Here is a 25578-nt window from a genome sequence, read left to right as displayed (position 1 = left end):
AGTTTCTTTCTGGGCTTGGAATTCGGGTGGGTCAGCTCGCAGCCAGTTGGGCCGGAAGCCGGAATTCGATGTTTTCCTCGCGGCCCGGCAGTACCTGGACCTTGACCGGTCCGATTCGCCGCATCGCTTCGATCACGTCATCCACGAGTACCTCAGGCGCCGAAGCGCCGGCCGTGATGCCGACGGTCCTGGCATTCTTCAACCACTCCGGATTGAGCTCGCTGCCGTCGGCAATCAAATAACTCGCGACGCCGGCTTCGGTGCCGATTTCGCGAAGCCGGTTCGAATTCGAGCTATTGGCAGCGCCCACCACCAAGATCACGTCGACCAGCTTGCTCAAGTCCCTTACCGCAGATTGGCGGTTCTGTGTCGCATAGCAGATATCCCGGATATCCGGACCTTGAATATCTGTAAAGCGGGTCTGAAGGGCCGCGATGATATCCTTGGTGTCGTCGACCGACAGGGTGGTCTGGGTGATGTAGGCCACTGGCGTATCCGCCGGCAGCGTCAATGCCGTAACCTCTTGAACGCTTTGAACAAGCAGCACGGGGGCGGGAACCTGGCCCATCGTGCCCTCGACCTCGGGGTGGCCGGCATGGCCGATAAGGATAAGTGTGCGGCCCCTGGTGATGTAGCGCTTCCCCTGATTGTGAACTTTCGTGACCAGCGGGCAGGTGGCATTGAGCACGGGAAGGTCGCGCGCGGCGGCCTCTTCCTCGACGCTGCGGGCGACGCCGTGAGCGCTGAAGACCGTCACCGCCTTCGGCGGGACCTCGGACAGCTCCTCGACGAAGATGGCTCCTTTGTTCTTCAGGCTCTCGACGACGTATTTGTTGTGCACGATCTCATGGCGCACGTAGACGGGCGGGCCATACTTCTCCAGCGCCCGTTCCACGATCTCGATCGCACGCACCACGCCCGCGCAGAAGCCGCGCGGCTGCGCCAGATAAACTTCCATTGGACGTCCATCACGCAAGTTGCACCAATCCGTTTCGCAAGTTCCCGGCGGCACCCCGATACTGACCAATGCGTTGCAATATCCGCACCATCGGTCCGCGCACGCGGTAGCCACCCACCCCCGTCGGGGCTCCGGCGCATGGAGGCGCAATACTTTGTGTCAAAAAATCGGCGATAAGGAAAGTCCGAATGGCCCCGGGTTCCCCGCTAGGCCAATTTTACGGTATTATAGTAGAGATGAGGGTGTATGCAAGCCAGCGACATCAGTGACCAGCCCTTGTCACGTTCCCGCCTCAACTCCCCGGCTATACCGACCGCCCCGCATGATTTTGCCACGGTCTTCCGCCGTTTACCTCGAACCTTCTGGCGGCGAGAGCCTCTCAAAACAGCAATAGGTTTCGCCCGGGAACTCCGATAAACAGCGGGCGTTTCCGGCAAAGCTGTTAACCGCAGAAAGAAAAGAAGTGCTGCAAAGCGTAGTCGTTGCCATCGTCAGGGCCTGCACCCGGTTTGCCTCCCTCGTCGTCGTTCTCGGGCTCCTGCTGTCGGTGGGAGCGGGCTATTACGCTGCGCGCCACTTCGCCATCAACACCGACATCAATTCGCTGATTTCCCAGAATCTCGACTGGCGCAAGCGTGACCAGCAGTTCGACAAGGCGTTCGATCAAAACGAAACGATCCTCGCTGTGGTCGAGGCCCGGACCCCGGAGATGACGAGCGCAGCGGCCGACGCGCTCTATGCCAGGCTGAAGGACGACAAGACCAACTTCCAGTCTCTGCAGCAACTCGGCAGCGGCGAGTTCTTCGAAAAGAACGGACTGTTGTTCCTGCCGACCGAAGAGGTCGGCAAGATCACCAGCCAATTCGAATCTGCAGCGCCCCTGATCGAGATCATGGCTGGCGATCCCTCGATCCGCGGCCTGACCGGCGCGCTGGAGACGGGACTTGCCGGCGTCAAGCGCGGCCAGATCAAGCTCGACAACACCGAGCGTCCGTTCAACCTGATCGCGCAGACGGTCGAGACCGTGCTCAACAAGGGCAATGCGAGCTTCTCCTGGCGCGAGCTCGTCAGCGACGAGCCGCTGAAGGATTCGGACAAGCGCGCCTTCATCGAGTTCAAGCCGATCCTCGACTACAACGCGCTGGAGCCCGGCAAGGATGCCACCGACGCGATCCGCAAGGCCGCGGCCGATCTCGATTTTCCGACCAAATACCAGGCGCGGGTGCGGCTGACCGGCCCAATCCCGATCGCCAACGAGGAATACGCCACGGTTCAGGAAGGCGCCGTCGTCAACGGCGTCGGCACGGTTCTCGTCGTGCTGCTGATCCTGTGGCTGGCGCTGCATTCGGCGAAGATCATCTTCGCGGTGTTCGTCAATCTCTTCGTCGGCCTCGCGCTGACGACCGCGGCCGGCCTGATGATGGTCGGATCGTTCAATCTGCTGTCGATCGCGTTCGCTGTGCTCTTCGTCGGCCTCGGCGTCGATTTCGGCATCCAGTACAGCGTCCGCTACCGCTCGGAGCGCTTCAAGCACAACGACCTTTCGGGCGCGCTGGTGCTGGCGGCGAAGCGCTCGGCGGTGCCGCTGTCGCTCGCGGCGATGGCGACTGCGGCTGGCTTCCTTTGCTTCATGCCGACCGACTACAAGGGCATCGCGGAGCTGGGCCAGATCGCCGGCGTCGGCATGCTGGTGGCGTTCCTCTCCTCGATCACCGTTCTGCCGGCCATGCTGAAGCTGCTGAACCCGCCCGGCGAGAAGGAGCCGGTCGGCTACGCCTTCCTGGCGCCGCTCGATCACTTTCTGGAGAAGCACCGCGTGCTGGTCGTGGGCGGCACGCTGCTGCTGGCGCTCGCCGGGCTGCCGCTGCTCTATTTCATGAAGTTCGACTTCAATCCGATGAACCTGCGCAACCCGAGGGCGGAATCGATCGCGACCTTCCTCGACCTGCGCAAGGATCCCAACACCGGCGCCAATGCCATCAACGTGATGACCACGTCCGAGGAGCAGGCAAGGCAGGTCGAGGCGAAGCTCGAGAAGGTCCCCGAGGTGCTCCGGGTGATGTCGCTCAACAGCTTCGTGCCCCAGGATCAGCCGCCGAAGCTGAAGCTGCTCGCGCAGGGCGCCAAGGTGCTGAACCCCGCACTCAACCCTGATCAGATCGATGCGGCGCCGACCGACAAGGAAAACGTCGAGGCGCTGAAATCCTCGGTCGACAATCTGCGCCGGACCGCGGGCGATGCGAAGGGGCCGGGCTCGATCGCCTCGCGCCGTCTGGCAGACGCGCTCGAAAAGCTCGCCAATGGCGACGAGGCCACGCGCAACAAGGCGCAGGACGTGTTCGTCACGCCGATGAAGGTCGTGTTTGACCAGCTCAGGAACGCGATGCAGGCCGGGCCCGTCACCCTGAGTTCACTGCCATCCGATCTCGTCAGCGCCTGGAAGAGCAAGGACGGCATCATCCGCGTCGAGGCGCTGCCCAAGGGCGATCCCAACGACAACGACACGCTGCGCAGATTTGCGGCGGCGGTGCTCGTTGCCGAGCCGACCGCGATCGGCGGGCCGGTCTCGATCCTGAAATCCGGCGACACCGTGGTGAAGGCATTCATCCACGCCGGCATCTACGCGCTGCTGGTGATCGGCCTCTTGCTGTGGATCACGCTGCGCCGCTTCGTCGACGTGCTGATGACGCTGGTGCCGCTCCTGGTTGCCGGCGCGGTGACGCTCGAGATCTGCGTGTTGATCGGCCTGCCGCTCAACTTCGCCAACATCGTCGCGTTCCCGCTGCTGCTCGGCGTGGGCGTCGCCTTCAAGATCTACTATGTCGTGGCCTGGCGCTCGGGCAGGACAAATCTGCTCCAGACCAGCCTGACGCGCGCGATCTTTTTCAGCGCACTGACGACGGCGACCGCGTTCGGCAGCCTGTGGCTGTCGAGCCATCCCGGCACGTCCAGCATGGGCAAGCTATTGGCACTTTCGCTGGTGACGACGCTCGCCGCCGTGTTGCTGTTCCAGCCGGCCCTAATGGGCAAACCCCGCAATCTCAGGGAGTAGGCAGATGTCGCCGACCGGGTCGGCGGAACCCTTCTGACCCGGCTTTGCGGGGGCGGTGGCGCTCTTCGGGGCCGCCGCAGCCGGAGCAGGCGCCGCTGTCGCGCCCATCGTGCCCTGAGCCTTCGGTGCCGCGCCGGTGGACTTGGGCGCGCCCTTGGCCATGGCATTGGCGGTGCTCGAGGGGATCGGCGGTCCGACTCGCGTCCAGGTCTCGCCGCCGCAGAGGAAGCCCATTACGCAGCCCTTGATTTCGAGCTGGTCGGCACCGGCCGGCGTGATGGTCGCGCTATAGAGCTGGCCGTCCTTGGCGTTGTAGACCTGCCCTTCCCACTGATCGGCGCCGGGCTTCTTCTTCATGTCGATCAGCGTCGCCATGCCCAGTGTCGGCCTGGTCTTTTTCGAGGCATCCGGATTGTTCTCGTCGCGGCCGCCGGGCTGCTTTTCCCAGGAAACGGCGCCCCACATGCTGCCATTGCATTGGGCGACGCGAATGTTGGCGACGCCGTCGGCAACCCGCCAGTCGCCGGTGGGATCGGCGGCGAGCGCCGGGGTCAGGCAGGTGTAACCGCCAGCCAGTATTAGTCCGGTGTAAAGGGCTAAACGCATGATAGTTCCTTGGCAGTGCAACATGGGCTAAAGCTGTGCTTGCGAAGATGGTCCGAAAAAGGGCAAAAGGCCGCACAGACCGTTTTCAGTAACGGTCCCTTTTCAGTTGACGAGACGGCCCTCAACCGAAGTATGTAACGGATGCACAGCCCAAATCCAGACATGTCTGAGCTTTTCGCGGACCGTCAGGCCCAGCGCAGCACCCTGCATAATCGGTATCTGAACGAGCAGTTCGTTCGGGTCCTCAAGACCATCGGGTACGATGTCGGCTTCCAGAAGGGGCAGGGGCAGTATCTGTACGATCGCGACGGCGCGCGCTATCTCGACTTGCTGTCCGGCTTTGGCGTGTTCGCGATCGGGCGCAATCACCCGGTCATGCGCGACGCGCTCAAGAGCGTGCTCGATGCCGACCTGCCCAACCTCGTCCAGTTCGACGTCTCCGTGCTCGCCGGCGTGCTCGCCGAGCGGCTGCTGAAATATGTCCCCTATCTGGACAAGGCGTTCTTCGCCAATTCCGGCGCCGAATGCGTCGAAGCTGCGATCAAGTTCGCGCGCGGCGCCACCGGCCGCCCGGGCATCGTCTACTGCGCCCACGGCTATCATGGCCTGACCTATGGCGCGCTGTCGCTGACGGGCGATTCGAATTTCCGCACCGGCTTCGAGCCGCTGCTGCCCGGCTGCACCTCGATCCCATTCAACGATCTGGCCGCGCTGGAAAAGGCGCTTGCCTCGCGTGAGGTCGCAGCCTTCGTGGTCGAGCCGATCCAGGGCAAGGGCGTCAACATGCCCACCGACGAGTTCCTGCCGGGCGCGGCCGCACTCTGCAAGAAATACGGCACGCTGTTCGTCGCCGACGAAATCCAGACCGGCATGGGCCGCACCGGCCGTTTCCTCGCGGTCGAGCACTGGAACGTCGAGCCCGACATGGTGCTGCTGTCGAAGTCGCTGTCGGGTGGCCACGTGCCGGTTGGCGCGGTGCTGACGCGCAAGGCCATCTTCGACAAGATCTTCAACCAGATGGACCGCGCGGTGGTGCACGGCTCCACCTTCTCCAAGAACGACCTCGCGATGGCCGCGGGCATCGCCACGCTGGACGTGATGGAATCCGAGAAGCTGATCGAGTCTGCCGCCAAGCGCGGCGCCGAGCTGCGCCTCGCACTGACGCGCATGGTGCCCGGCTATGAGCTGATGAAGGAAGTGCGCGGCAAGGGCCTGATGATCGGCGTCGAGTTCGGCCCGCCGAAATCGCTGCGTCTGCGCGCCTCCTGGAATGTGCTGGAGACGGCCAACAAGGGCCTGTTCTGCCAGCTCATCACCGTGCCGCTGTTCAAGGATCACAAGATCCTGACCCAGGTCGCCGGCCACGGCAGCCACACCATCAAGCTGCTGCCGCCTCTCACCATCACCGAGGAAGACTGCAGCTGGATCGAGAAGGCGTTCGACGACGTCATCGCCGGCAGCCACAAGGTCCCCGGCGCGATCTGGTCGCTCGGCAAGACGTTGGTGGACAACGCAGTGCGACGGTCGGCGTAAGGTCGATCGCTCAGGCCGCCTTGGGCTTGTTAACTGTCTCGATGCGATCGAGCGCCTTACCGAGATCGCGCCTGGCGATCTGGATGTCGTAATCGTTCTGAAGATTGAGCCAGAGCTCGGCCGTCGTGCCGAGCGCCTTCGCAAGCCGAAGTGCGGTGTCGGCAGTGATTCCAGTCTGCTCACTCGCAATCCGCCCGATTCGCGTGCGCGGCAGGCCGCAGGTCTTGGCGAGCGCGCCAGCGGACATGTCCAGCAGGATCAGAAACTCTTCCCGCAGAACTTCACCAGGATGCATGGGCTTGAGTTTTTTTGGCCATCGGCTGCCCAAATTTCACTTGCTCAATGCCAAAGCTTAGTTGCGATCGTCGAGATCGCCAACAAGTATAGGTAAGCGCAGGGCGATTTGGAGACGGCTCGGTGTTTTGTTGTCAGGGCTTCGGAAATCTGGTCGCGAACGCAGGCGAGCGTGGAATGTCAGTGGCCATTTCCCGAAAGCCCGGCGGCTTCCGATTTGACCTTCAATCTCGCGCGGTCACGAAAAGCGGGGAAGATCTCCTGTCGACGCAGCGGGCGCGGCTAAGGATTGAGGGTGATGTTGCCAACGTCACCCTCTCATCGGCCATCGTTCTCAGTTTCTGTCCGTTCTGCGGAACCCCGGTACACAAGCTGTTCACACCTTCGACCTTGCGCGGTCTCTCTGATCTGGCAGAGCGGCACAGCGAATATTCCATGGGCGTGTCGTAGGGCCGAATCTATCCCTCCACATTCGACTTCATCGCCGCCTCGAACTTGTCGACGAACTCGGCGAGCTCGTCGGCGCCGATGTCGCTGACGGCCCAGAAGTTCAGGCCGCGCTCGCCCCAGCGGCGGCAATTGAAGCCCTGCATGGTCTGGGTCTTCGGCGGCTGGTGCTCGGTGCTCGATGTCTGTGCCACGAACAGGTTGATCACGTGCTGGCGACGCTTGTAGACGACGGCGCCGATGGCGCGGGCGTCGATATAGTCGAGCCGGCCTCCGACCAGCCTAAAACCCTGCGCGGTGAGGTCGATCACGGGCGGGGCGACGTCGAGCTTGCCGTTGAACCACGGCTTGACGGTGTGCTGGTCGGTCGAGACCACGTCGGTGAGGTGGCCGGCCTGCAGCGAGCGCAGATGCGCGGAGACGACCTCCGAGAGGATGCGCTGCTGGTCGTCCTGGCGCAGCACGATGGCGACGATTCCGGTTGCCGCGAGCGCGGAGACCGCCGAGCCCATCGCAAAGCCGCGCAGCACGGAGCGGCGGCTCGGCTGGGGCTGCGGCTTCGGCAGCGAGGCCTCGATCTTGTTGCGCAGGCTGGTGGGCGCGACGTAACGCAAATCGGTGTCGGCAAGCACGCGCTGCATTTCGCGCTGTGCGGCCAATTCCGCAGCGCACCCAGGGCAGCCCGCGATATGGGCTTCGACCTCGCGCGCATGGCCGGCGTCGAGCTCGCCGTCCAGCAGCGCGTGAAGCATGATCCTTGCTTCGTCGCAGGTCATTTCGCTTGCTCCTCTTCCGCCGTCCAGGCCGCGCGCAGCAGGGCACGGGCGCGAGCGAGGCGGGACATCACGGTGCCGATGGGCGCGCCGACGGCTTCTGCGATTTCACGATAAGACAGGTTGTTGATCTCGCGCAGCACGAAGGTTTCCTTGAACGGTTCGGCGAGCGCCTCGATCAGCTTGCGGATGGCGCCGGCATCGCGGCTGCGCAGCACTTCGGTCTCCGGGCTCGCCTCGCTCTCCTGCCAGATCGGCGTCTGCTCGGCGGCGCCGGGCGTATCCTCGAACGCGCTGGGCCTGTGCGCACGACGGGCGTATTCTGCGTTGCAGACGTTGCGCAGGATCGCGAACAGCCATGGCTTCATCGCCGGCCCGCGATAGCTGTCGAAGTGCTTCAGCGCGCGCAGATAGCACTCCTGCACCGCATCTTCCGCATCGGAGGCGTCGCGCAGCAGATAGCGCGCGAGCGTGTAGACGTCGTCGAGATGGGGCAGCGCCGCTTCGCGAAAACGCCGGGCCTTGTCTGGATCGTCGCTTGTCGGTGGCATCGCCGCTCGCTTTGCCGTTTCGCCTGATGTCGCCGGGGACGCAGGAGCCCGGCCGGCGTGGGACCACCGGCCGGGCAAGACGTTGATGCCTTGGTTGGAGACGTTACTCAACCTTGATCATCCCCGTCATATGCGGGTGCAGCGAACAAAAATATTTGTAGTCGCCCGCGTTGATGAAGGTGAACGAGAACTTGTCGTCGGTGTCCAGGGTCTTGGACCTGAACTTGCCGACCGACACGATGGTGTGCGGAATGTCGTCCCGGTTGGTCCAGGTCACGGTGGTGCCGGTCTTGATCTTGAGCTCGGCCGGCTGGAACACGAAATTGTCGATATGAATGTCCATGTCGTCGGCACGGGCCTTTGTTGCGGGCAGCAGGATGGCCGCGGCCAGAGCAAGTCCGAGATCGACGCCGAAGTCGCGGCGGTTGAGTGTCTTCATTGTCAGCTTCCACCCTAGCCCTGGAGCGGCGTGTCGATGATCGCGAGCCGCTGCTCGTTCTGCTTGAAGTTGATGCTGGCAACGCCGAGCATGGAGCGCAGTTTTGTGTCCTCAACCTTCATCGGTCCGGGCGAGGGGGCAGCTCCCGGCGCTGGCTGCGGGAAAGCAGTCGAGCGCGCGGTGTGGAAGGTGACGTTACCCTCGACCTTCTGCATCACCTGGTGGATGTGGCCGTTCAGCACGGTGACCGAGCCGAAGCCTTTCACCTGTTCCAGCGCGCGGCCGCCGTCTTCGGTGCCCCAGCCCCATTCCGGATAGACGGTCCAGAGCGGGATGTGCGCGAACAGCACGATCGGTGTCGATTTCGACTTGCCGCGCAGATCGTCCTGGAGCCAGGCGAGCTGCTCGGCGCCGAGATTGCCAAGACCCCCGGCCTTGAGGTCGACGACGTTGACGAGGCCGATGAAGTGCACGCCGCCGGCGTCGAACGAGTACCAACCCTGGCCCTTGGTGCCGCGCCCGTAACGCTCGCGATAAAATTTCACCTCCTCGTCGAGGAAGTCGTGTTCGCCCGGTACGTAGTGCACGTCGAGCTTGCTCTGCGAGATGATGCGCTCGGCATTGTCGAATTCGGCGGCCTTGGACAGATGGGTGATGTCGCCAGTGTGGATCATGAAGGACGGTTTGGCCGGCATCGCGTTGATCTTGCCCACAGCCTCCTCCAGCGTGCCGAGTGCGTTGGGATTGGCCGGCTTGTCGAAGCCGACATGGCTGTCGCTGATCTGGAGGAAGCTCATGCCGGGCACGGCCGCGGTCGCGGCCTGCGCGGAATCGATGATGCCGAGCGAGCGCGGCACGCCGCCGGTGACCGTCCAGAGCACCCCGGTGCCGGCCCAGGTCATGCATTCCAGCACCTTGCGGCGGCTGACGCCGTCGTCGCCGTGATCATGTCCGCTCATCGCGCATCTCCGCTTGCCCGGAATTGGGCGTCGGAGAGGTGATTGGGGGAGGAGGGGACTTATTCGCGGGAGGTGATGACGATTTCGTGAGGGCGGCTCGTGTCCCGGACGCAACGCAGCACCTCTTGGTGATGCGTTGCAGAGCCGGGACCCGGAAGGCCTCACGTTACGCGGTGAGATGGGCCCCGGCTCAGCGGCGCACCACTGCGTGGCGCGCCGCGTCCGGGGCACGAGACCTACTTCGCGAATTCTCGCACAGCCTCCACCACGGCCGTGGGCGCTTCCTGCGCCACACAATGCCCGGCGTCCTCGAACACCATCGTGCTGACCTGCGGAATCAGCGCCACCGCGCGCCGCGCCATCTCCCAATAGATCGGCCCCGACTTCGCAGCGGTCGTGACGCGCACGGGACAGTCGATCTCGGCGAGCAACCCAAACGGATTACCGCGGGCATCGCCAACGTAAACCTGCGCCATCGCTTCGTAGATCGGGCGCAGGATCGCCGCCTCGGTCTCCGGTGTACAGCAGAGCCGCACCCGGCCATTCTCCAGCGGCACGAAGCCGTGGCGCACATAGGCCCGAAGCGAGGTCACGGTCCAATCTGCAAACGCTGGCGCGGTGCGATAGCGTTCGAAGACGGCATCGGCACTGTCGAACTCGGCGCGTCGACGTAGCGTGCCCTCTACTCGCGATAAGGATTCCTCGTCCAACCCTCCGGCGCGCGCCGCGCGCGGGTCCATGATGGTCGGCTCCATCACGAACAGGCGTGTGAAGCGTCCGGGCAAGAGTTTTGCCGCGAGCAGGAGATCGGTCGCGCCCGCACTGTGGCCGATGCCGTAGACGTCTCGCAAGCCGATCGCATCGACCACCCGGCAAACATCCTCCGCATAGTCCAGGAACTGATAGACGCCGGGCTTGTGGCTGGCGCCGTGGCCGCGGCGGTCGAGTGCATAGACGGTGTAGGTCGATGCAAGCTCGCGCGCGACTTCGTCCCAGACGTCGGCGACGAAGCCGGTGCCATGAACGAGCAGGGCAGGTGGCTTGCCGCTCTCGCCCCATTGCAGCATGGCGATCTCTGCGGCGGCAGGGCCGATTGAAAAGCGGTGGGGATTGATCATGCCGACAGGATGCTACTTCGCATCCTCCAAGATCATCGCCGCGCCCTTCTCGGCGATCATCGCCGTCGGCGTGTTGGTGTTGCCCGACGTGATGGTCGGCATGATCGAGGCGTCGACAATGCGCAAGCCGCTGAGGCCATAGAAGCGCAGCCGCTCGTCGACCACGGCCATCGGATCGCTTACGGCGCCCATCTTCGCCGTGCCGACGGGGTGGAAGATGGTGGTGCCGATATCGCCGGCAGCCTTTGCGAGCGAGGCGTCGTCATCGCCGACGGAGGGACCCGGCAGATATTCGCTCGGGCGATATCGTGCCAGGGCCTTCTGCTGCATCAGGCGGCGCGTGGTGCGGATGGCGTCGGCGCCGACCTGGCGGTCGTCGTCGGTCGACAGATAATTCGGCGCGATGATCGGCTTCTCGTCGGGGCTCGCCGAACGCAGCCGCACGGTGCCGCGCGAGGTCGGCTGGAGATTGCAGGCGCTGACCGTGATGGCGGGGAAACGGTGCAGGGGATCACCGAACTTGTCGAGCGACAGCGGTTGCACGTGGAACTGGATGTTGGCGCGTGCGCGTGTCGCATCGGAGCGCGTGAAGATGCCGAGCTGCGACGGCGCCATGGTCAGGGGACCGCGGCGGCGGAAGGCGTAGTCGAGCCCCATCAGGCCGCGGCGGAACAGATTGTAATAGGTCTCGTTCAGCGTGCGCACGCCCTCGACCTTGTAGATCGCACGCTGCTGGAGGTGGTCCTGCAGATTGCGCCCCACACCGGGCTTGTCCATGACGATGTCGATGCCGAGCGGCGACAGCCAGTCGGCGGGGCCGATGCCGGAGCGATGCAGCACCTGCACCGAGCCGATCGAGCCGGCCGACAGGATCACTTCGCGTTTCGCACGCGCTTCGATCATCTCGCCGTTCTGGATGAAGCGCACGCCGACGGCGCGGCCCCGCTCGATGATGACGCGGTCGACCAGCACATGCTTCTCGAGCCGCAGGTTCGGGCGCCTCAAGGCGGGCTTGAGGAAGCCGCGTGCCGACGACCAGCGCCGGCCGCGCTTCTGGTTGACGTGGAAATAGCTGGTGCCTTCATTGTCGCCGGTGTTGAAATCCGGGATGCGCTTGATGCCCATCTCCTCGGCGGCATCCCCGACGGCATCGAGAACGTCCCATGACAGCCGCGGCGCCTCGATGCGCCAGCCGCCCCCGGCGCCGTGATGCTCGCTGGCGCCGAGGAAGTGATCCTCGAGCTTCTTGAACAGCGGCAGCACGTCGTCATAGCCCCAGCCGGTCATGCCGAGTTGCCGCCAGTGATCATAATCGGCGGCCTGGCCGCGCATCGAGATCATGGCATTGATCGCCGAGCAGCCGCCGATCACCTTGCCGCGCGGATAGGCGAGCGAACGGCCGTTCAGGCCGGGCTCGGCCTCGGTCTTGAACATCCAGTCCGAGCGCGGATTGCCGATCGCAAAGAGATAGCCGACCGGGATGTGGAACCAGATCCAGTTGTCGTCGCCGCCAGCTTCGAGGACGAGGACGCGATTGCCGGGATCCGCCGACAGCCGGTTGGCGACGATGCAGCCCGCCGTACCTGCTCCGACGACAATGTAGTCAAATTCACCTTCGAGCCGTCTCGGCATTCTGCTTCCACCCAACCAGCGCGTCATGTCCGGGCTTGTCCCGGGCATCCACGCACTTTCTATCCTAATAGTCAGACGTGGATGGCCAAGACAAGCTGGCGCCAAGCCCGGCCATGACGAGAGGACAGGGGTTACCCTCGGCCCGCGGCAGTTGGGTGGACTGGCGCTTGCATGGTAGACAGTCCTGCATTTTCAACAAAGCTCGAGACCCTCCATGCCCATCGTGAACCGCGTCGCCGACCTTCAACCCGATATTCAGGCCTGGCGCCGGGACATCCACGAGCATCCCGAGCTGCTGTACGATGTTCATCGCACTGCAGCATTCGTTGCGGACCGGCTGCGTGAGTTCGGCTGCGACGAGGTCGTGACCGGGCTCGGCCAGACCGGCGTGGTCGGCGTGATCAAGGGCAGCAAGCCGGCCGGCGAGGGGCTGAAGACCATCGGCCTGCGTGCCGACATGGATGCGCTGCCCGTCGAGGAGCAGACCAACCTGCCTTACGCCTCCAAGACCCCGGGCAAGATGCACGCCTGTGGCCATGACGGCCACACCGCGATGCTGCTCGGGGCCGCCCGCTACCTCGCCGAAACCCGCAATTTCGCCGGCGATGCGGTCGTGATCTTCCAGCCCGCCGAGGAGGGCGGCGCCGGCGGCGCAGCCATGGTCAAGGACGGCCTGATGGAGCGCTTCGGCATCGAGCAGGTCTACGGCATGCACAATGGCCCCGGTATTCCGATCGGCTCGTTCGCGATCCGGCCGGGCCCGATCATGGCGGCGACCGACGAGGTCGACATCATGATCGAGGGCCTCGGCGGTCATGCTGCGCGTCCGCACAAATGCGTGGATTCCGTCCTGGTCGGTGCGCAGGTGATTACCGCGCTGCAGTCGATCGTCGCGCGCAGCGTCGATCCGCTGGAATCGGCCGTGATCTCGATTTGCGAATTCCACGCCGGCAACGCCCGCAACGTCATTCCGCAGACCGCGACACTGAAGGGCACCATCCGCACGCTCTCGCCCGAGGTGCGCAAGCTGGTCGAGAAGCGCGTGCATGAAGTGGTGGCGGGCGTCGCGCAGATCACCGGCGCGAAGATCGACCTGCGTTATCACCGCAATTACCCCGTGGTGAACAACCACGCCGCGGAGACCGAGGTTGCGCGCCGCATTGCAAAGCAGGTTGCTGGCGATGCCAACGTGCACGAAATGCCGCCGCTGATGGGCGGCGAGGATTTCGCCTACATGCTGGAAGCGCGACCCGGCGCCTTCATCTTCTGCGGCAACGGCGACAGCGCCGGCCTGCATCACCCCGCCTACAATTTCAACGACGAGGCGATCGTGTTCGGCACGTCCTACTGGGTGAAGCTGGTCGAGGAATCGCTGGCGGCGTGACTACCGACGTCATCCCGGAGCGCCTCGCAGAGGCGAACCCGGGATCTCGAGATTCCGGGTTCGGTCCTGCGGACCACCCCGGAATGACAACCTGGAATGCAAATGGCCGGGACAAGCCCGGCCATTCGCGTTGATGAGTGTCGTTCTTCTCAGAACATCCGCGAGAAGATCACGTAGAGCGTGGCCGACAGCATGATCGCGCAGGGCAGCGTCAGCACCCAGGCCATCAGCAAATTGCGGATGGTCGCCATTTGCAAGCCCGAGCCGTTGGCCGCCATGGTGCCGGCGACGCCCGACGACAGCACATGCGTGGTCGAAACCGGCAGGCCGAACACGTCGGCGGCGCCGATCGTAGCGGCGGCCACCAGCTCGGCCGAGGCGCCTTGTGCGTAGGTCAAATGGCTCTTGCCGATCTTCTCGCCGACCGTGATGACGATGCGCTTCCAGCCGATCATGGTGCCGAGGCCGAGCGCGATGGCGACGGCGACCTTCACCCAGGTCGGGATGAACTTCGTGGCGCTGTCGAGCCCGCCCTTGTAGGCGTTCAAGGTCGCGACCTCTTCCTTGTTGAGCTCGTTTTCCTTGTCCTTCATCAGGAAGCGGATCGCTTCCGAGGTCAGGTACATGTCGTTACGGGTGTTGCCGACCACTTCCGCCGGCACCTTGTTGAGCGAGCCGTATTTCGCGACCTGGTCGCCGACATCCTTCACCAGCACCGACAGCGAGGGGTAGGTGCCTTCGCTGATGTGGTGCGAGGTGATGTACTGGGTCACCGCAGGACGGGGATCGCCGATGATCGAGTGACCGGCACCCTTGGCCGCGATCACCTTGGAAGCAGCATCCGAGACCTTCTGGAACTGGGCGACCTGGGATTCCGGCAGTGCGCGGTTGAGCGCGTAGGCGGTCGGCACGGTACCGATCAGGATCAGCATGATCAGGCCCATGCCCTTCTGGCCGTCGTTCGAACCGTGCGCGAAGCTGACGCCGGTGCAGGTCGCGATCAGCAGGCCGCGGATCCAGAGCGGCGGCGCCTTGTTGCCTTCGGGCGCAGCATACAGGGCCGGGTTGCGCACGATGAACTTGAGCAGCAGCAGCAGCGTCGCGGCGCAGATGAAGCCGAACAGCGGCGACAGCAGCAGCGCGTAGCCGATCTCGGTCGCCTTGGTCCAGTCCACGCCCGAGGTGCCGTCGCGGCCGCGCATGACGGCGTTGGCGACGCCGACGCCGATGATCGAGCCGATCAGCGTGTGCGAGGAGGAGGCGGGCAGGCCGAAGAACCAGGTGCCGAGATTCCACAGGATCGCGGCGATCAGCAGCGCGAACACCATCGCGAAGCCGGCGCTGGAGCCGACCTGCAGGATCAGCTCGACCGGCAGCAGCGAGACGATGCCGAAGGCGACCGCGCCGGAGGACATGAGCACGCCGAGGAAGTTGAAGAAGCCCGACCACATCACCGCGACTTCGGCCGGCAGCGAATGGGTGTAGATCACGGTCGCCACCGCATTGGCGGTGTCGTGGAAGCCGTTGACGAATTCGAAGCCGAGCGCGATCAGGAGCGCGACGAACAACAGGATGTAGGGCAGGTAGCTCGTCACGCGTGCGCCGGTCGCGTTGACGTCGACATAGATGCTGTAGGCGACGAACAGCAGCCCCGCGGCGAGGATGCCGAAGAACAGGATCATCGTCAGCGGATTGAAGCCCTTGTCGAGATTTGGCCGCGAGGCCGGCTGGATCGGCGCGGGATCGGCTACCGCGCGGTCGAATGCAACATCGGTCATGTCTGGACGCCCCTTAACTTTGAAGTAAGGGTATTGTCCGCGATGGATTTGAAGGCTGGATGACAAGCGGCGGTTGAAAACCGTTTTCCTGCCAGTATTTAGGCGGCCCGCGCGGCTTTCTTCTGCAAGCCGGCCACGATCTTCAAATCGTCGACAAAGCGCTGATATTCCAGAACCTTGGCTTCCGGATCGGGCAGCCGCAGCAGATAGGACGGGTGCACCGTCACCAAAGCCTTGCGTCCGTCGGGAAGGTCGATGAGCCGGCCGCGGGTCTTGCCGATCGGAGTGATCTTGCCGAACACGCTTTGCGCGGCGGTGGCGCCCATCGCCACGATCAGATCAGGCTGGATTGCCGAAACTTCCCGTTCGAACCATTGCCGGCACGCTTTGATCTCCGGCGTATTCGGCTTCTGGTGCAGGCGGATCTTTCCGCGCGGCACGAATTTGAAGTGCTTCACCGCGTTGGTGACATAAACTTTCTTGCGGTCGACACCGGCCTCCTCCAGCGCACGGTCGAGCATCTGGCCGGCCGGACCGACGAACGGATGGCCGGCGAGGTCTTCCTTGTCGCCGGGCTGCTCGCCGACCAGCATGATGTTGGCGGATCTCGGGCCCTCGCCGAACACGGTCTGGGTCGCGTCCTTGTAGAGATGGCAGGCCCGGCAATGCGCGGCCTCCGCGCGGAGCGCTTCGAGATCGTCGGCAGCTGGCTTGCGTTTCATCGGAGCCTCCGGCCGCTTCTGAGGCTTGTGCGGATCGGTTGCCGCATTGGCGATCATGGCGCCGGTCATGCGTTCGGCGTCCTCGATCAAGGGCTTAATGATCGAGGCCTCGGGCAGGTTCCTCCAATATTTCTTCGGCATCTCGGCCTGCATCGCCTTCACCTTGAGCCGGGCCGGATTGAAGATGCTGGCGTAATAGCGCCGCCAGGTTTCCTCCAGCCGGTCTTCGCCCGGTGCTTCGCTCTTGCTGACGCCCGGCGTGAACGCGAGCGCGTGGCCATCCCAATGCGCGCAGAGGTCCGGCGTCAGGATCGACCAGGGCATGTCGGCAAAGCGTCTTGCGAAGAACGGGGCGGCGAGCTCGACGATGTGATGCTCCGGCTCGAACCAGGCGACGTAATGTGCTGCGCGCTCGCGTCCGATCTCGCGGAAGCGGACGAAGGCGTGCATCTTGTGCTCGTCGCGATGGACCGCGCGAGCCATCGCCGTGACCTGCGCGACGTCAGGGTCGGTCGCGACCTCGATGAGATCGTGGTTGTCCTTCAGCCGCCAGAGCAGGCGATAGAGGATCGCAAAGCGCTGGATATCGCGGTGCAGGATTGCGGCCTGGGCTAGCTCGACGAATTTGCCTGATACGTTGAAGGTGCCTTCGTTCGCCTCGAGGATCGGAGACGGTGCTTGCGGCGCGAACAACTCCGCCTCGCCGCCCTGCACGGTCCAGGTGACATCGGTGGGCTGCACGTGATGAAGCACGAGGCTGCGCGCGGCTTTGCGCCAGCCGTCGAAATGGGTTTCGGTGTCGAGGGTGATGTACTGCATCAGAAGCCAAATCCCAGTTGCGTTGCTTTCGGCTTGAACCGTTCGATCAGCCCGGCCGCATCAAGACGGTGCGGCGAGGGCCGGTGATCGCTGAGGACGATGAACGGCAGCGCCTTGTTGCGGGGCACGTGCAGGCGGGCGAGATCGGCGAGGCGGATCGTGGTGGTGCGCCGTGTTGCAATGATGCGCTCGACCGCCTTGGTGCCGAAGCCCGGCACGCGCAGCAGCTCCTCGCGGCTGGCGCGGTTGACGTCGAGCGGGAAGCGGTCGCGATGACGCAGCGCCCAGGCCAGCTTCGGATCGATGTCGAGCGGCAGCATCGCGCTGTCGTCGACGATCTCCGCAACGTCGAAACCGTAGAACCGCATCAGCCAGTCGGCCTGGTAGAGCCGGTGCTCGCGCAGCAGCGGCGGCTGCACCAGAGGCAAGGCGCGGCTGGCGTCGGGGATCGGGCTGAAGGCGGAGTAGTAGACGCGCCGCAGACGGTAGGCGCCGTAGAGATTGGCGCTGGTGTGGAGAATGGTGTGGTCGGAGGCTGCATCAGCACCGACGATCATCTGCGTGCTTTGGCCCGCCGGCGCGAAGCGCTGCGGCTTTGCCTTGGTCTTCGCGCTGCGGCCTTCCTCGGCCTCGTCCAGCTTCAGCCGCAGCCGGCCCATGGTGCGGCGGATCGCGCGCACGTCCTTCTCCGGCGCGAATTGCTGCAGGCTCGTTTCCTCGGGCATCTCGATGTTGATGGAGAGACGATCGGCATATTTGCCGGCTTCCGCGATCAGCGCATCGTCGGCCTCGGGAATGGTCTTGAGATGGATATAGCCGCGGAAGTGATGCTCCTCGCGCAGCTTTCGCGCGACGCTCACCACTTGCTCCATGGTGTAGTCGGGGTTGCGGATGATGCCGGAGGAGAGAAACAGGCCCTCGATGTAATTGCGCCGGTAGAAGTCGAGCGTCAGCTTGACCAATTCGTCGATGGTGAAGCGGGCGCGCGGCACGTTCGAGGAGGCGCGGTTGACGCAATAGAGGCAATCGTAATTGCAGGCGTTGGTCAGCAGCACCTTGAGCAGCGAGATGCAGCGTCCATCCGGCGCATAGGAATGGCAGATGCCCATGCCGGGTGCGGTCGACCCCATGCCCTTGCCGTCGCTGGAATCCCGCTTCTCCGTGCCGCTGGAGGCGCAGGACGCGTCGTATTTGGCGGCGTCCGCCAGGATTTCCAGCTTGCGTTGTACGTCCATCTTGGAATCCCTTTGATTCAGCTCATGAATCCGCTTGCGCGCCAATTCGATTGACTCTCTCCGCGCCGTTAGCTTTATATTAGAACATATCATGAACAAATGAGCCAGCCGCTGGTTCTCTTTTTGAGAGCCATCGGCAATCACCCCTGAAGGAGCGGCGAGCATGAGCGGCGCACGGACAAGCGCGCTTGCGACCTTGCGCGGCCAGATCGAGCGCATCGAGACGGCGACGGTCGTGCATCCGCACGATCGCGTCGCGCTCGGTCACAGCGAAGCCGACAACGCGCTGAAGGGCGGGCTCGCGCGCGCGGCGATCCACGAGGTGTTTTGCACTGGGTCTCAGGGGACGGCCGCGACCGGCTTCGTCATGGGGCTTGCCGGGCGCGTCTCGGCGCAGCGGCCGCTGCTGTGGGTACGGCAGGATTTTTCAGAGATAGAGGCAGGCGCGCTGTCGATGAGCGGGCTCGCCGAGCTCGGCCTCGATCCGCGCCGTGTGGTGATGGTGCGCGCCGCCGATGTCGAGAGCGCGCTGCGTACCTCGGCCGATGCGCTCGCCTGCGATGCGCTGGGCGCCGTCGTGCTCGAGCTCTGGGGCGAAACCAGGCAGTTCGATCTCGTGGCGAGCCGCAAGCTGACGCTGGCCGCGCAAGGCTCCGGCGTCACCGGCCTGATGCTGCGGATGGCGGCGCAGCCGCTGCCTTCGACGGCGGAGACCAGGTGGATGCTGCGCGCGGCGCATTCGCCGCCGGGGTCGGTGTGGGACGCATGGGGCGCGCCGCGCTTCGATGCCGAACTCTTGCGTAATCGTCATGGCCCCTGCGGCCGGTGGATCATGGAATGGAATTGTGATGAGTGCCAGTTCAGTGAACCGTCGACGTATTCTCAGCCTGTGGCTGCCACGCCTGCCCATCGACCGGATCCAGCGGTTCTTCAACAGCTCCGGGCTGGGTAAAACCAATAATGAGCCGAGCATCGTCGTCATCAAGGACAACAATGCGCTGGTGATCCATGCGCTGGACGAGGCTGCCGAGCGTCTCGGCCTGTACGTAGGTCAGCCGCTCGCCAATGCGCGGGCGATGTGCCCGGATTTGCGCGTGTTCGACGCCGATGTCGCGGCCGATGCGAAGACGCTTAGCGACATCGCCGACTGGTGCGACCGCTTCACGCCGCTGGTCGCGCTCGATCCGCCGCACGGGCTGTTCCTCGACATCACCGGCTGTGCGCATCTGTTCGGCGGCGAGGCTGCGCTGTTGCAAGCGCTGGTTCGGGCGCTCGGCCGACAAGGCTTTGCCGTCAGCGCGGCAATCGCCGGCACCTCGGTCTGCGCGCGCACGCTGACGCGGCAGACCACGGGCACCATCGTTGCCGATGGCGGCGAGGCGGAGGCGATCAGCCGGTTTCCGGTGTCCGCGCTCGGTGCGGGCGAGGCCATCACCACCGGCCTGCGCCGCGCCGGCCTCAAGACCATCGGCGACGTCGCCACGCGCTCGCCGAGCGAGATCACGGCGCGGTTCGGAGCGCGGTTCTCCACGCTGCTGGCGCATGCGCTGGGGCAGGGCGATGCGCCGATCAATCCGCGAAAACCGCTGCCTGATTATATCGTGGAGAAGCGTTTCGCCGAGCCGATCGCGACCGACACCATGATCGCGATGACGCTGTCGCGGCTGGCGGACACGCTGATTGCCTCCATGGAGAAGCAGGGCAAGGGCGCGCGCCGGCTGGAAGCCGCGTTCTTCCGCACCGACGGCGTGGTGCGCGCGATCATGGTCGAGACCGGACGTCCGGTGACGCGAAGCGCGGTGATCGACCGGCTGTTCCGCGAGCGTCTCGATGCGCTCGCCGATCCCCTCGATCCCGGTTTTGGCTTCGATATGGTTCGCCTGTCGGCGAGCCGCACCGAGATCGTGGTGCAGGAGCAGCGCGATCTCGACGCCCATGTCCACGACAATGACGAGCTTGCCGCCCTGATCGACCGCATTGCCGCGCGCATCGGCGGAAAGCGCGTCGTCGTGCACCTGCCTGAGGATACCCATATCCCTGAATGTGCGGTGCTGGCCGCCCCGGCGCAGCATCATCTCGCCGCCGCCATGCAGGCCGAATGGCCGGCACGGACCGAAAGCGAGCCACCGCTGCGTCCCTTAAGGCTGTTCGACAAGCCGGAGCCGATCAAGGTGCCATTCGCGGCCGTGCCGGATGGTCCGCCGCATCAGTTCACCTGGCGCCGCGCGCTGCATGCCGTGGTGCGGGTGGAAGGACCCGAGCGTATCGCGATGGAATGGTGGCGGCAGGACGGCAAGCAGCTGACCCGGGATTACTTTCGCATCGAGGATGCCGAGGGCCTGCGCTTCTGGATTTTTCGCGACGGACTTTACGAGGGGGAGGTGTTCGACGGCGACGGCGAGCCTGCTTCTCCCGGCTGGTATGTGCACGGTCTCTTCGCATGAATAGCCCCGCTTATGCCGAGATCGGCATCACCACCAATTTCTCCTTCCTGCGCGGCGGCTCGGATCCGCGCGCCTATGTGCATCAGGCGAGCAAGCTCGGCATTCCCGCGATCGGAATCGCCGACCACAACACGCTCGCCGGCGTGGTGCGGGCCTGGAATGAGCTCGACAATGACAAGGTGCTGCACAAGCCGAAACTGCTGATCGGTGCGCGCATCGTCTTCATCGACGGCACGCCCGACATTTTTGTCTACCCGCGCGACCGCGCCGCCTATGGCCGGCTGTGCCAGCTCCTGACCAAAGGCAAGCGCGGCGACGACATCACGCGGATCGAGAAGGGCGAGTGCCGTCTCACCTTTGCCGATCTCCTGGAATTCTCCGAGGGGCAGCTTTTGGTCCTGACGTTGCCGCATCGCTTCGAGCCGGCGCAGGCGCTGGATGTGCTTGCAAAGCTGAGGGCGAGCCGCGCCGAGGGCGTGTGGCTGGCAGCGAGCCTGGTCTATCGCGGCGACGACCGGCGCCGCCTGGCACGGCTCGATGACCTCGCGGCCAAAGCAAAAGTGCCGCTGCTCGCGACCAACGAGGTGCTCTATCACGATCCCGGCCGCCGTCCGCTTCAGGACGTGCTGACCTGCATCCGGGAAAAGACCACGATCGAGGCTGTGGGGCGTAAGCTGGAAGCCAATGCCGAGCGTTTTCTGAAAACACCTAGGGAGATGGCGCGGCTGTTCCGCGATGTCCCCGAGGCGATCGCGGAGACCATGCGTTTTGCGGGGAAGATCGACTTCTCGCTCGACCAGCTCAAATACCAGTATCCGGATGAGCCGGTGCCGCCGGGCAAGACCGCGCAAGGACATCTGGAGGATTTGACCTGGGCGGGCGTCGATAAATACTTTGGCGGCATCGAGAACATTGACGACAAGCTGCGCGCGACGTTGAACAAAGAACTCGCGCTGATCGCCGAGCTGAAATACGCGCATTATTTCCTCACCGTGCACGACATCGTGCATTACGCGCGCAGCCAGAGCATCCTGTGCCAGGGGCGGGGGTCGGCAGCGAACTCAGCCGTGTGCTACGTGCTCGGCATCACCTCGGTCGATCCGACCAAGGTCGATCTGTTGTTCGAGCGCTTCATCTCCAAGGAGCGCCTGGAGCCGCCTGACATCGACGTCGATTTCGAGCATTCCCGGCGCGAGGAGGTGATGCAGTATGTCTATCGCCGCTACGGCCGCCATCGTGCCGCGATCATCGCAACGGTCATCCACTATCGCCCGCGCAGCGCCATCCGCGACGTCGGCAAGGCGCTGGGCCTGACCGAGGACGTCACCGCTGCGCTCGCCGACACCGTCTGGGGCAGTTGGGGCAAGGGCCTCAACGATATGCAGGTCAGGCAGGCCGGGCTCGATCCGCAAAATCCCATGATCAACCTTGCAGTCGAGCTTGCAACCGAGCTGATCGAATTCCCCCGCCATCTCTCCCAGCATGTCGGCGGTTATGTGCTGACCCAGGACCGGCTCGACACCTATGTCCCCATCGGCAACGCGGCGATGGACGACCGCACCTTCATCGAGTGGGACAAGGACGACGTCGACGCGCTCAACATGATGAAGGTCGACGTGCTCGCGCTGGGCATGCTGACCTGCATCCGGAAATGTTTTGATCTGATCGCAGACCACAAAGGCGAGCGTTTTGTGCTGGCGAGCGTTCCACAGGACGATCCCAAGGTTTACGACATGCTGTGTGATGGGGAATCGCTCGGCGTGTTCCAGGTCGAGAGCCGCGCCCAGATGAACATGCTGCCGCGCCTGAAGCCGCGGACCTTCTACGACCTCGTCATCGAAGTCGCGATCGTGCGGCCGGGTCCGATCCAGGGCGACATGGTGCATCCGTATTTGCGTCGGCGGAACGGCCTGGAGAAGGTGACCTATCCCTCGCCATCGCCCGAGCATGGTCCCGCGGACGAACTCTACAAGGTGCTGCACAAGACGAAGGGCGTGCCTCTGTTCCAGGAGCAGGCCATGCGCATCGCGATCGAGGCGGCAAAATTCACGTCCGAGGAAGCCAACGGCCTGCGCCGCTCGATGGCGACCTTCCGCAATGTAGGCACCATTGGCCAATACGAGGAGAAGCTGATCGGCAACATGGTCGCGCGCGGTTACGATGCCAATTTTGCCAGAAGCTGCTTTGACCAGATCAAGGGCTTTGGCTCCTACGGTTTCCCGGAGAGCCACGCCGCGAGCTTCGCCCAGCTCGTCTACATCTCGTCATGGCTGAAATATCATCACCCCGACGCTTTCTGCTGTGGCCTCCTGAACTCGCAGCCGATGGGCTTTTATGCGCCCGCACAGATCGTCAGCGACGCCCGCAAGAACGGCGTCGAGGTGCGCGACATCGACGTGTCCTGTAGTTTTGCGCAGAACACGCTGGAGAATACTGACGGCAGGTATTGTGCCGTCCGCCTTGGCTTTCGCCAGATCGACGGCTTCCACTGGCTCGATCCCGATGAGGAGGCCCTCAAGAAGGAGCAGGCGAAGCGGCAAGGCAAGATCTATGTCACTCAGGAAGACTGGGGCGACCGCATCATCGCCGCCCGCAACCGCCGCCCCTTTACCTCGCTGGAGGATTTCGCCCGCGACACCGGCCTGCCCAAGCGCGCGCTGATCCTGCTGGCCGATGCCGACGCGTTTCGCTCGCTCGGGCTCGACCGCCGCGAGGCGCTGTGGCAGGTGCGGCGGCTGCCCGACGACGTGCCGCTGCCGCTGTTCGAGGCGGCGACCGCGCGCGAGCAGCCGGACGAGCACGCGCAACCGCTGCCGGTGATGCCGCGTTCCGAGCAGGTGGTCGCGGACTACCAGACCATCCGGCTATCGCTGAAGGGGCACCCGATGGAATTCTTGCGCGAAATGTTTTCGCGCGAGCGCGTCGTCGCCTGCAAGGATATCAGTCACGAGAACGAGCGTCGCCGCGTCCGCTGCGCCGGCGTGGTGCTGGTGCGGCAACGGCCGGGCAGCGCCAGCGGCGTCGTGTTCATGACGCTGGAGGACGAAACCGGCATCGCCAATGTCGTGGTGTGGCCCAAGATCATGGAGCAGTACCGGAAAGAAGTCATGGGCGCGCGCCTCATCCTGGTCGAAGGCTATATCCAGAGCAGTCCCGAGAAGGTGACGCATCTCATCGCCCAACGCATGATCGATCGCTCGCATGATCTGGTCGGCCTCGCCAACGACGCGCTGAGCCGCAAGCATCCGGTGCCGGCAGGTGCCACCGTGGTCGAGCCGCTCAACGAAGACTCTCGCGCGCTTGCGGACATGCCGGCGCAGAAAATCCGCCACCCCCGCAACGTCCGCATCCTGCCGCCGTCGCGGGATTTTCATTGAGGGGTGGGGCGAAGTGCTGCCACACGCACGGCTGCCGTAGGGTGGGCAAAGGCGCGTAAGCGCCGTGCCCACCTCCTTTTGCGGCTCGTCGCGAAGACGTGGGCACGCTTTGCTTTGTTTACCCTACGAGCTCCTCGATGATGACGTCGCGCCTTAAAAATTCACCCGGTTCGAGATCGCGCCGTCCACGACGAGATTCGATCCCGTCGTGAACCCCGACACCGGGCTTGCCAGAAACACCGCGGCGCTCGCGATTTCCTGCGGCGTGGCCATCCGGCCGGTCGGATTGCGCTTCATCGCGTCGGCGTAACGCTCGGGCATGTTCTTCTCGACCATCTCCCAGACGCCGCCCTTGAAATAGACCGTGCCGGGCGACACGACATTCACGCGGATCTTCTTCTTTGCATATTGCCGCGCCAGCCCCTTGGCCATGTGGATCAGCGCCGCCTTGATCGGGCCGTAGGAACTGGCCGTGTCCGCCTGCGCCGCCGAGATCGAGGAGATGATGACGAAGGCGGCGTCGCCGCTTCTCTCGCCGCTCGCTTCGAGGAACGGCCGCGCGGCGTCGAACGCGTGCACGGCGCCAAGCAGGTCGAGCCGGAAGTTCTGCTCCCACGATGCGGGATCGTGGCCTTGCGCCATCGCGCCGGCGTTGGAGAACAACAGGTCGACGCCGCCGAGCTCTTTTGCGGCACCCTCGATCCAGGATTTCAGCGCTGCGCCGTCGGTCACGTCGACCGGGCCGCCGGTGGCGTTGACGCCCTTCGCCTTCAGCTCGGCAACGGTAGCCGCAACCTGATCTGCATTGCGCGCGCACACCGCGACATTGGTGCCTTCACCGGCGAGCGTCTCCGCAATCGCCCGCCCGATGCCGCGCGTGCCGCCGAGCACGATGGCGTTCTTGCCTTTGAGACCGAGATCCATTGTTGGGTTTCCTTTTTGTTGGTCGCGGGAGTGTAGCTGTTTCGGAAGACGCCCAGAAGCCTCCACATGGTCATTGCGGGCGCAGCGAAGCAATCCGGAAATGCATCTGCGGAAATAGACTGGCTTGGTCGCATCAGCACAAAATTGCCACGCAATCTTGTCGCGAGCTCCTCGCAATGACGTGGAGAGAGGTGGGGCCTCCTCACTCCGGCGCGGCGCCCACCGGCGGGCCGCCGGGCGGGCGGTGCAGGAAGGTCAGCGAGGCATAAGCGCCGGCCCAGGAGCCGATCGCGGCGAAGGCAACGTAAAAGGCGTTTTCGGTGTAGCTGATCACGGCGTAGGAGGAGAGCAGGTACCAGACCGCACTCCAGTTCGCGGCCGGCACGCGTTTTCGCGCGATCACGGCCGAGGTGAACATGACATAGACCGCGTCTGTGGCCGCCGTTGCGATGAACACGGCGCCTGCGGTAAGGGGGTCGATGGCGGCCATTGCATTTCCTTATGGGCTAATGGATGGTCGCTTGAAAAACTAA

21 protein-coding genes are annotated in these 25578 nt (G+C 64.3%); 7 read left to right on the top strand and 14 right to left on the bottom strand.

The features are described 5' to 3' along the window. Positions 1–31: 31 nt before the first annotated feature. Positions 32–958: a 4-hydroxy-3-methylbut-2-enyl diphosphate reductase gene (gene ispH, locus CIT37_RS27970; protein WP_028143209.1), complete on the bottom strand. Its 927-nt coding sequence runs from the start codon at positions 956–958 to the stop codon at positions 32–34. 463 nt (positions 959–1421) lie between these two features. On the opposite strand from ispH, the gene hpnN reads away from it, so the two are divergent. After that, complete coding sequence (hpnN, locus tag CIT37_RS27965; RefSeq protein ID WP_095424631.1) at positions 1422–4010, top strand: hopanoid transporter HpnN; 2589 nt, start codon at positions 1422–1424, stop codon at positions 4008–4010. Here the strand turns inward: hpnN and CIT37_RS27960 are convergent. Then, positions 3978–4616 (bottom strand): DUF2147 domain-containing protein, encoded by a 639-nt coding sequence (locus tag CIT37_RS27960; protein ID WP_161966487.1) that lies wholly within the window; start codon positions 4614–4616, stop codon positions 3978–3980. The two genes, hpnN and CIT37_RS27960, sit on opposite strands and share 33 nt — an antisense overlap. A gap of 141 nt (positions 4617–4757) precedes the next feature. On the opposite strand from CIT37_RS27960, the gene hpnO reads away from it, so the two are divergent. Beyond that, positions 4758–6149 (top strand): aminobacteriohopanetriol synthase HpnO, encoded by a 1392-nt coding sequence (hpnO, locus tag CIT37_RS27955; RefSeq protein WP_018315705.1) that lies wholly within the window; start codon positions 4758–4760, stop codon positions 6147–6149. A 10-nt stretch (positions 6150–6159) separates the two neighbouring features. Here hpnO and CIT37_RS27950 read toward each other — a convergent pair whose 3' ends face one another. Then, positions 6160–6444, bottom strand: coding sequence for a HigA family addiction module antitoxin (locus tag CIT37_RS27950; RefSeq protein ID WP_095424629.1), 285 nt, complete (start codon positions 6442–6444; stop codon positions 6160–6162). A gap of 176 nt (positions 6445–6620) precedes the next feature. Between CIT37_RS27950 and CIT37_RS27945 the strand changes: the two genes are divergently transcribed. Further along, the gene (locus CIT37_RS27945; protein ID WP_152036359.1) at positions 6621–6893 is read left to right on the top strand and encodes a hypothetical protein; all 273 of its coding nucleotides are present in this window, start codon (positions 6621–6623) and stop codon (positions 6891–6893) included. Positions 6894–6901: 8 nt separating this feature from the next. Here CIT37_RS27945 and CIT37_RS27940 read toward each other — a convergent pair whose 3' ends face one another. The 6 genes from CIT37_RS27940 to CIT37_RS27915 form a co-directional block, all read right to left on the bottom strand. Beyond that, positions 6902–7666, bottom strand: a complete 765-nt coding sequence (locus tag CIT37_RS27940) for an anti-sigma factor family protein (RefSeq protein ID WP_095424628.1) — start codon at positions 7664–7666, stop codon at positions 6902–6904. Continuing rightward, the gene (locus CIT37_RS27935) at positions 7663–8214 is read right to left on the bottom strand and encodes a sigma-70 family RNA polymerase sigma factor (RefSeq protein WP_028143205.1); all 552 of its coding nucleotides are present in this window, start codon (positions 8212–8214) and stop codon (positions 7663–7665) included. Before CIT37_RS27935 ends, CIT37_RS27940 begins: the two co-directional genes overlap by 4 nt. Before the next feature lie 103 nt (positions 8215–8317). Further along, the gene (locus CIT37_RS27930; protein ID WP_028143204.1) at positions 8318–8653 is read right to left on the bottom strand and encodes a cupredoxin domain-containing protein; all 336 of its coding nucleotides are present in this window, start codon (positions 8651–8653) and stop codon (positions 8318–8320) included. Between the two features lie 14 nt (positions 8654–8667). Then, positions 8668–9612 (bottom strand): metallophosphoesterase family protein, encoded by a 945-nt coding sequence (locus CIT37_RS27925; RefSeq protein ID WP_028143203.1) that lies wholly within the window; start codon positions 9610–9612, stop codon positions 8668–8670. 236 nt (positions 9613–9848) lie between these two features. Continuing rightward, a complete protein-coding gene (locus tag CIT37_RS27920; protein WP_095424627.1) occupies positions 9849–10730 on the bottom strand; it encodes an alpha/beta fold hydrolase in 882 nt (293 codons plus the stop codon). A 12-nt stretch (positions 10731–10742) separates the two neighbouring features. After that, a complete protein-coding gene (locus tag CIT37_RS27915; protein ID WP_028143201.1) occupies positions 10743–12362 on the bottom strand; it encodes a GMC family oxidoreductase in 1620 nt (539 codons plus the stop codon). A 214-nt stretch (positions 12363–12576) separates the two neighbouring features. On the opposite strand from CIT37_RS27915, the gene CIT37_RS27910 reads away from it, so the two are divergent. After that, the gene (locus tag CIT37_RS27910) at positions 12577–13746 is read left to right on the top strand and encodes a M20 aminoacylase family protein (protein ID WP_038971549.1); all 1170 of its coding nucleotides are present in this window, start codon (positions 12577–12579) and stop codon (positions 13744–13746) included. Positions 13747–13895: 149 nt separating this feature from the next. On the opposite strand, the gene CIT37_RS27905 is transcribed toward CIT37_RS27910, so the two are convergent. The 3 genes from CIT37_RS27905 to CIT37_RS27895 form a co-directional block, all read right to left on the bottom strand. Then, complete coding sequence (locus tag CIT37_RS27905) at positions 13896–15524, bottom strand: inorganic phosphate transporter (protein ID WP_038971548.1); 1629 nt, start codon at positions 15522–15524, stop codon at positions 13896–13898. Between the two features lie 98 nt (positions 15525–15622). Then, positions 15623–17065, bottom strand: coding sequence for a UdgX family uracil-DNA binding protein (locus tag CIT37_RS27900; protein ID WP_095424626.1), 1443 nt, complete (start codon positions 17063–17065; stop codon positions 15623–15625). Further along, positions 17065–18300 carry a putative DNA modification/repair radical SAM protein gene (locus CIT37_RS27895; RefSeq protein ID WP_038947798.1) on the bottom strand — a complete coding sequence of 412 codons (1236 nt, stop codon included), beginning with the start codon at positions 18298–18300 and terminating at the stop codon, positions 17065–17067. The genes CIT37_RS27900 and CIT37_RS27895 overlap by 1 nt, the downstream gene beginning before the upstream one ends. A 163-nt stretch (positions 18301–18463) precedes the next feature. Between CIT37_RS27895 and CIT37_RS27890 the strand changes: the two genes are divergently transcribed. Genes CIT37_RS27890 through CIT37_RS27880 form a run of 3 tightly spaced genes read left to right on the top strand, consistent with a single transcriptional unit; the run spans position 18464 to position 24121 of the window. Continuing rightward, complete coding sequence (locus tag CIT37_RS27890; protein WP_038947799.1) at positions 18464–19252, top strand: ImuA family protein; 789 nt, start codon at positions 18464–18466, stop codon at positions 19250–19252. Next, positions 19149–20744: a Y-family DNA polymerase gene (locus tag CIT37_RS27885; RefSeq protein WP_038971545.1), complete on the top strand. Its 1596-nt coding sequence runs from the start codon at positions 19149–19151 to the stop codon at positions 20742–20744. Before CIT37_RS27890 ends, CIT37_RS27885 begins: the two co-directional genes overlap by 104 nt. After that, positions 20741–24121 (top strand): error-prone DNA polymerase, encoded by a 3381-nt coding sequence (locus CIT37_RS27880; protein WP_095424625.1) that lies wholly within the window; start codon positions 20741–20743, stop codon positions 24119–24121. Before CIT37_RS27885 ends, CIT37_RS27880 begins: the two co-directional genes overlap by 4 nt. 153 nt (positions 24122–24274) lie before the next feature. Here CIT37_RS27880 and CIT37_RS27875 read toward each other — a convergent pair whose 3' ends face one another. After that, a complete protein-coding gene (locus CIT37_RS27875; protein ID WP_038947803.1) occupies positions 24275–25045 on the bottom strand; it encodes an SDR family NAD(P)-dependent oxidoreductase in 771 nt (256 codons plus the stop codon). A 202-nt stretch (positions 25046–25247) separates the two neighbouring features. Continuing rightward, positions 25248–25535, bottom strand: a complete 288-nt coding sequence (locus tag CIT37_RS27870; protein ID WP_008136644.1) for a hypothetical protein — start codon at positions 25533–25535, stop codon at positions 25248–25250. Between the last annotated feature and the right edge of the window lie 43 nt (positions 25536–25578).

The sequence above is a fragment of the Bradyrhizobium ottawaense genome (assembly GCF_002278135.3).
GTDB classification, from domain to species: Bacteria; Pseudomonadota; Alphaproteobacteria; order Rhizobiales; family Xanthobacteraceae; genus Bradyrhizobium; species Bradyrhizobium ottawaense.
The sequence above is the reverse complement of the archived record's forward strand: the minus strand, read 5'-3'. Positions and strand labels throughout refer to the sequence as shown.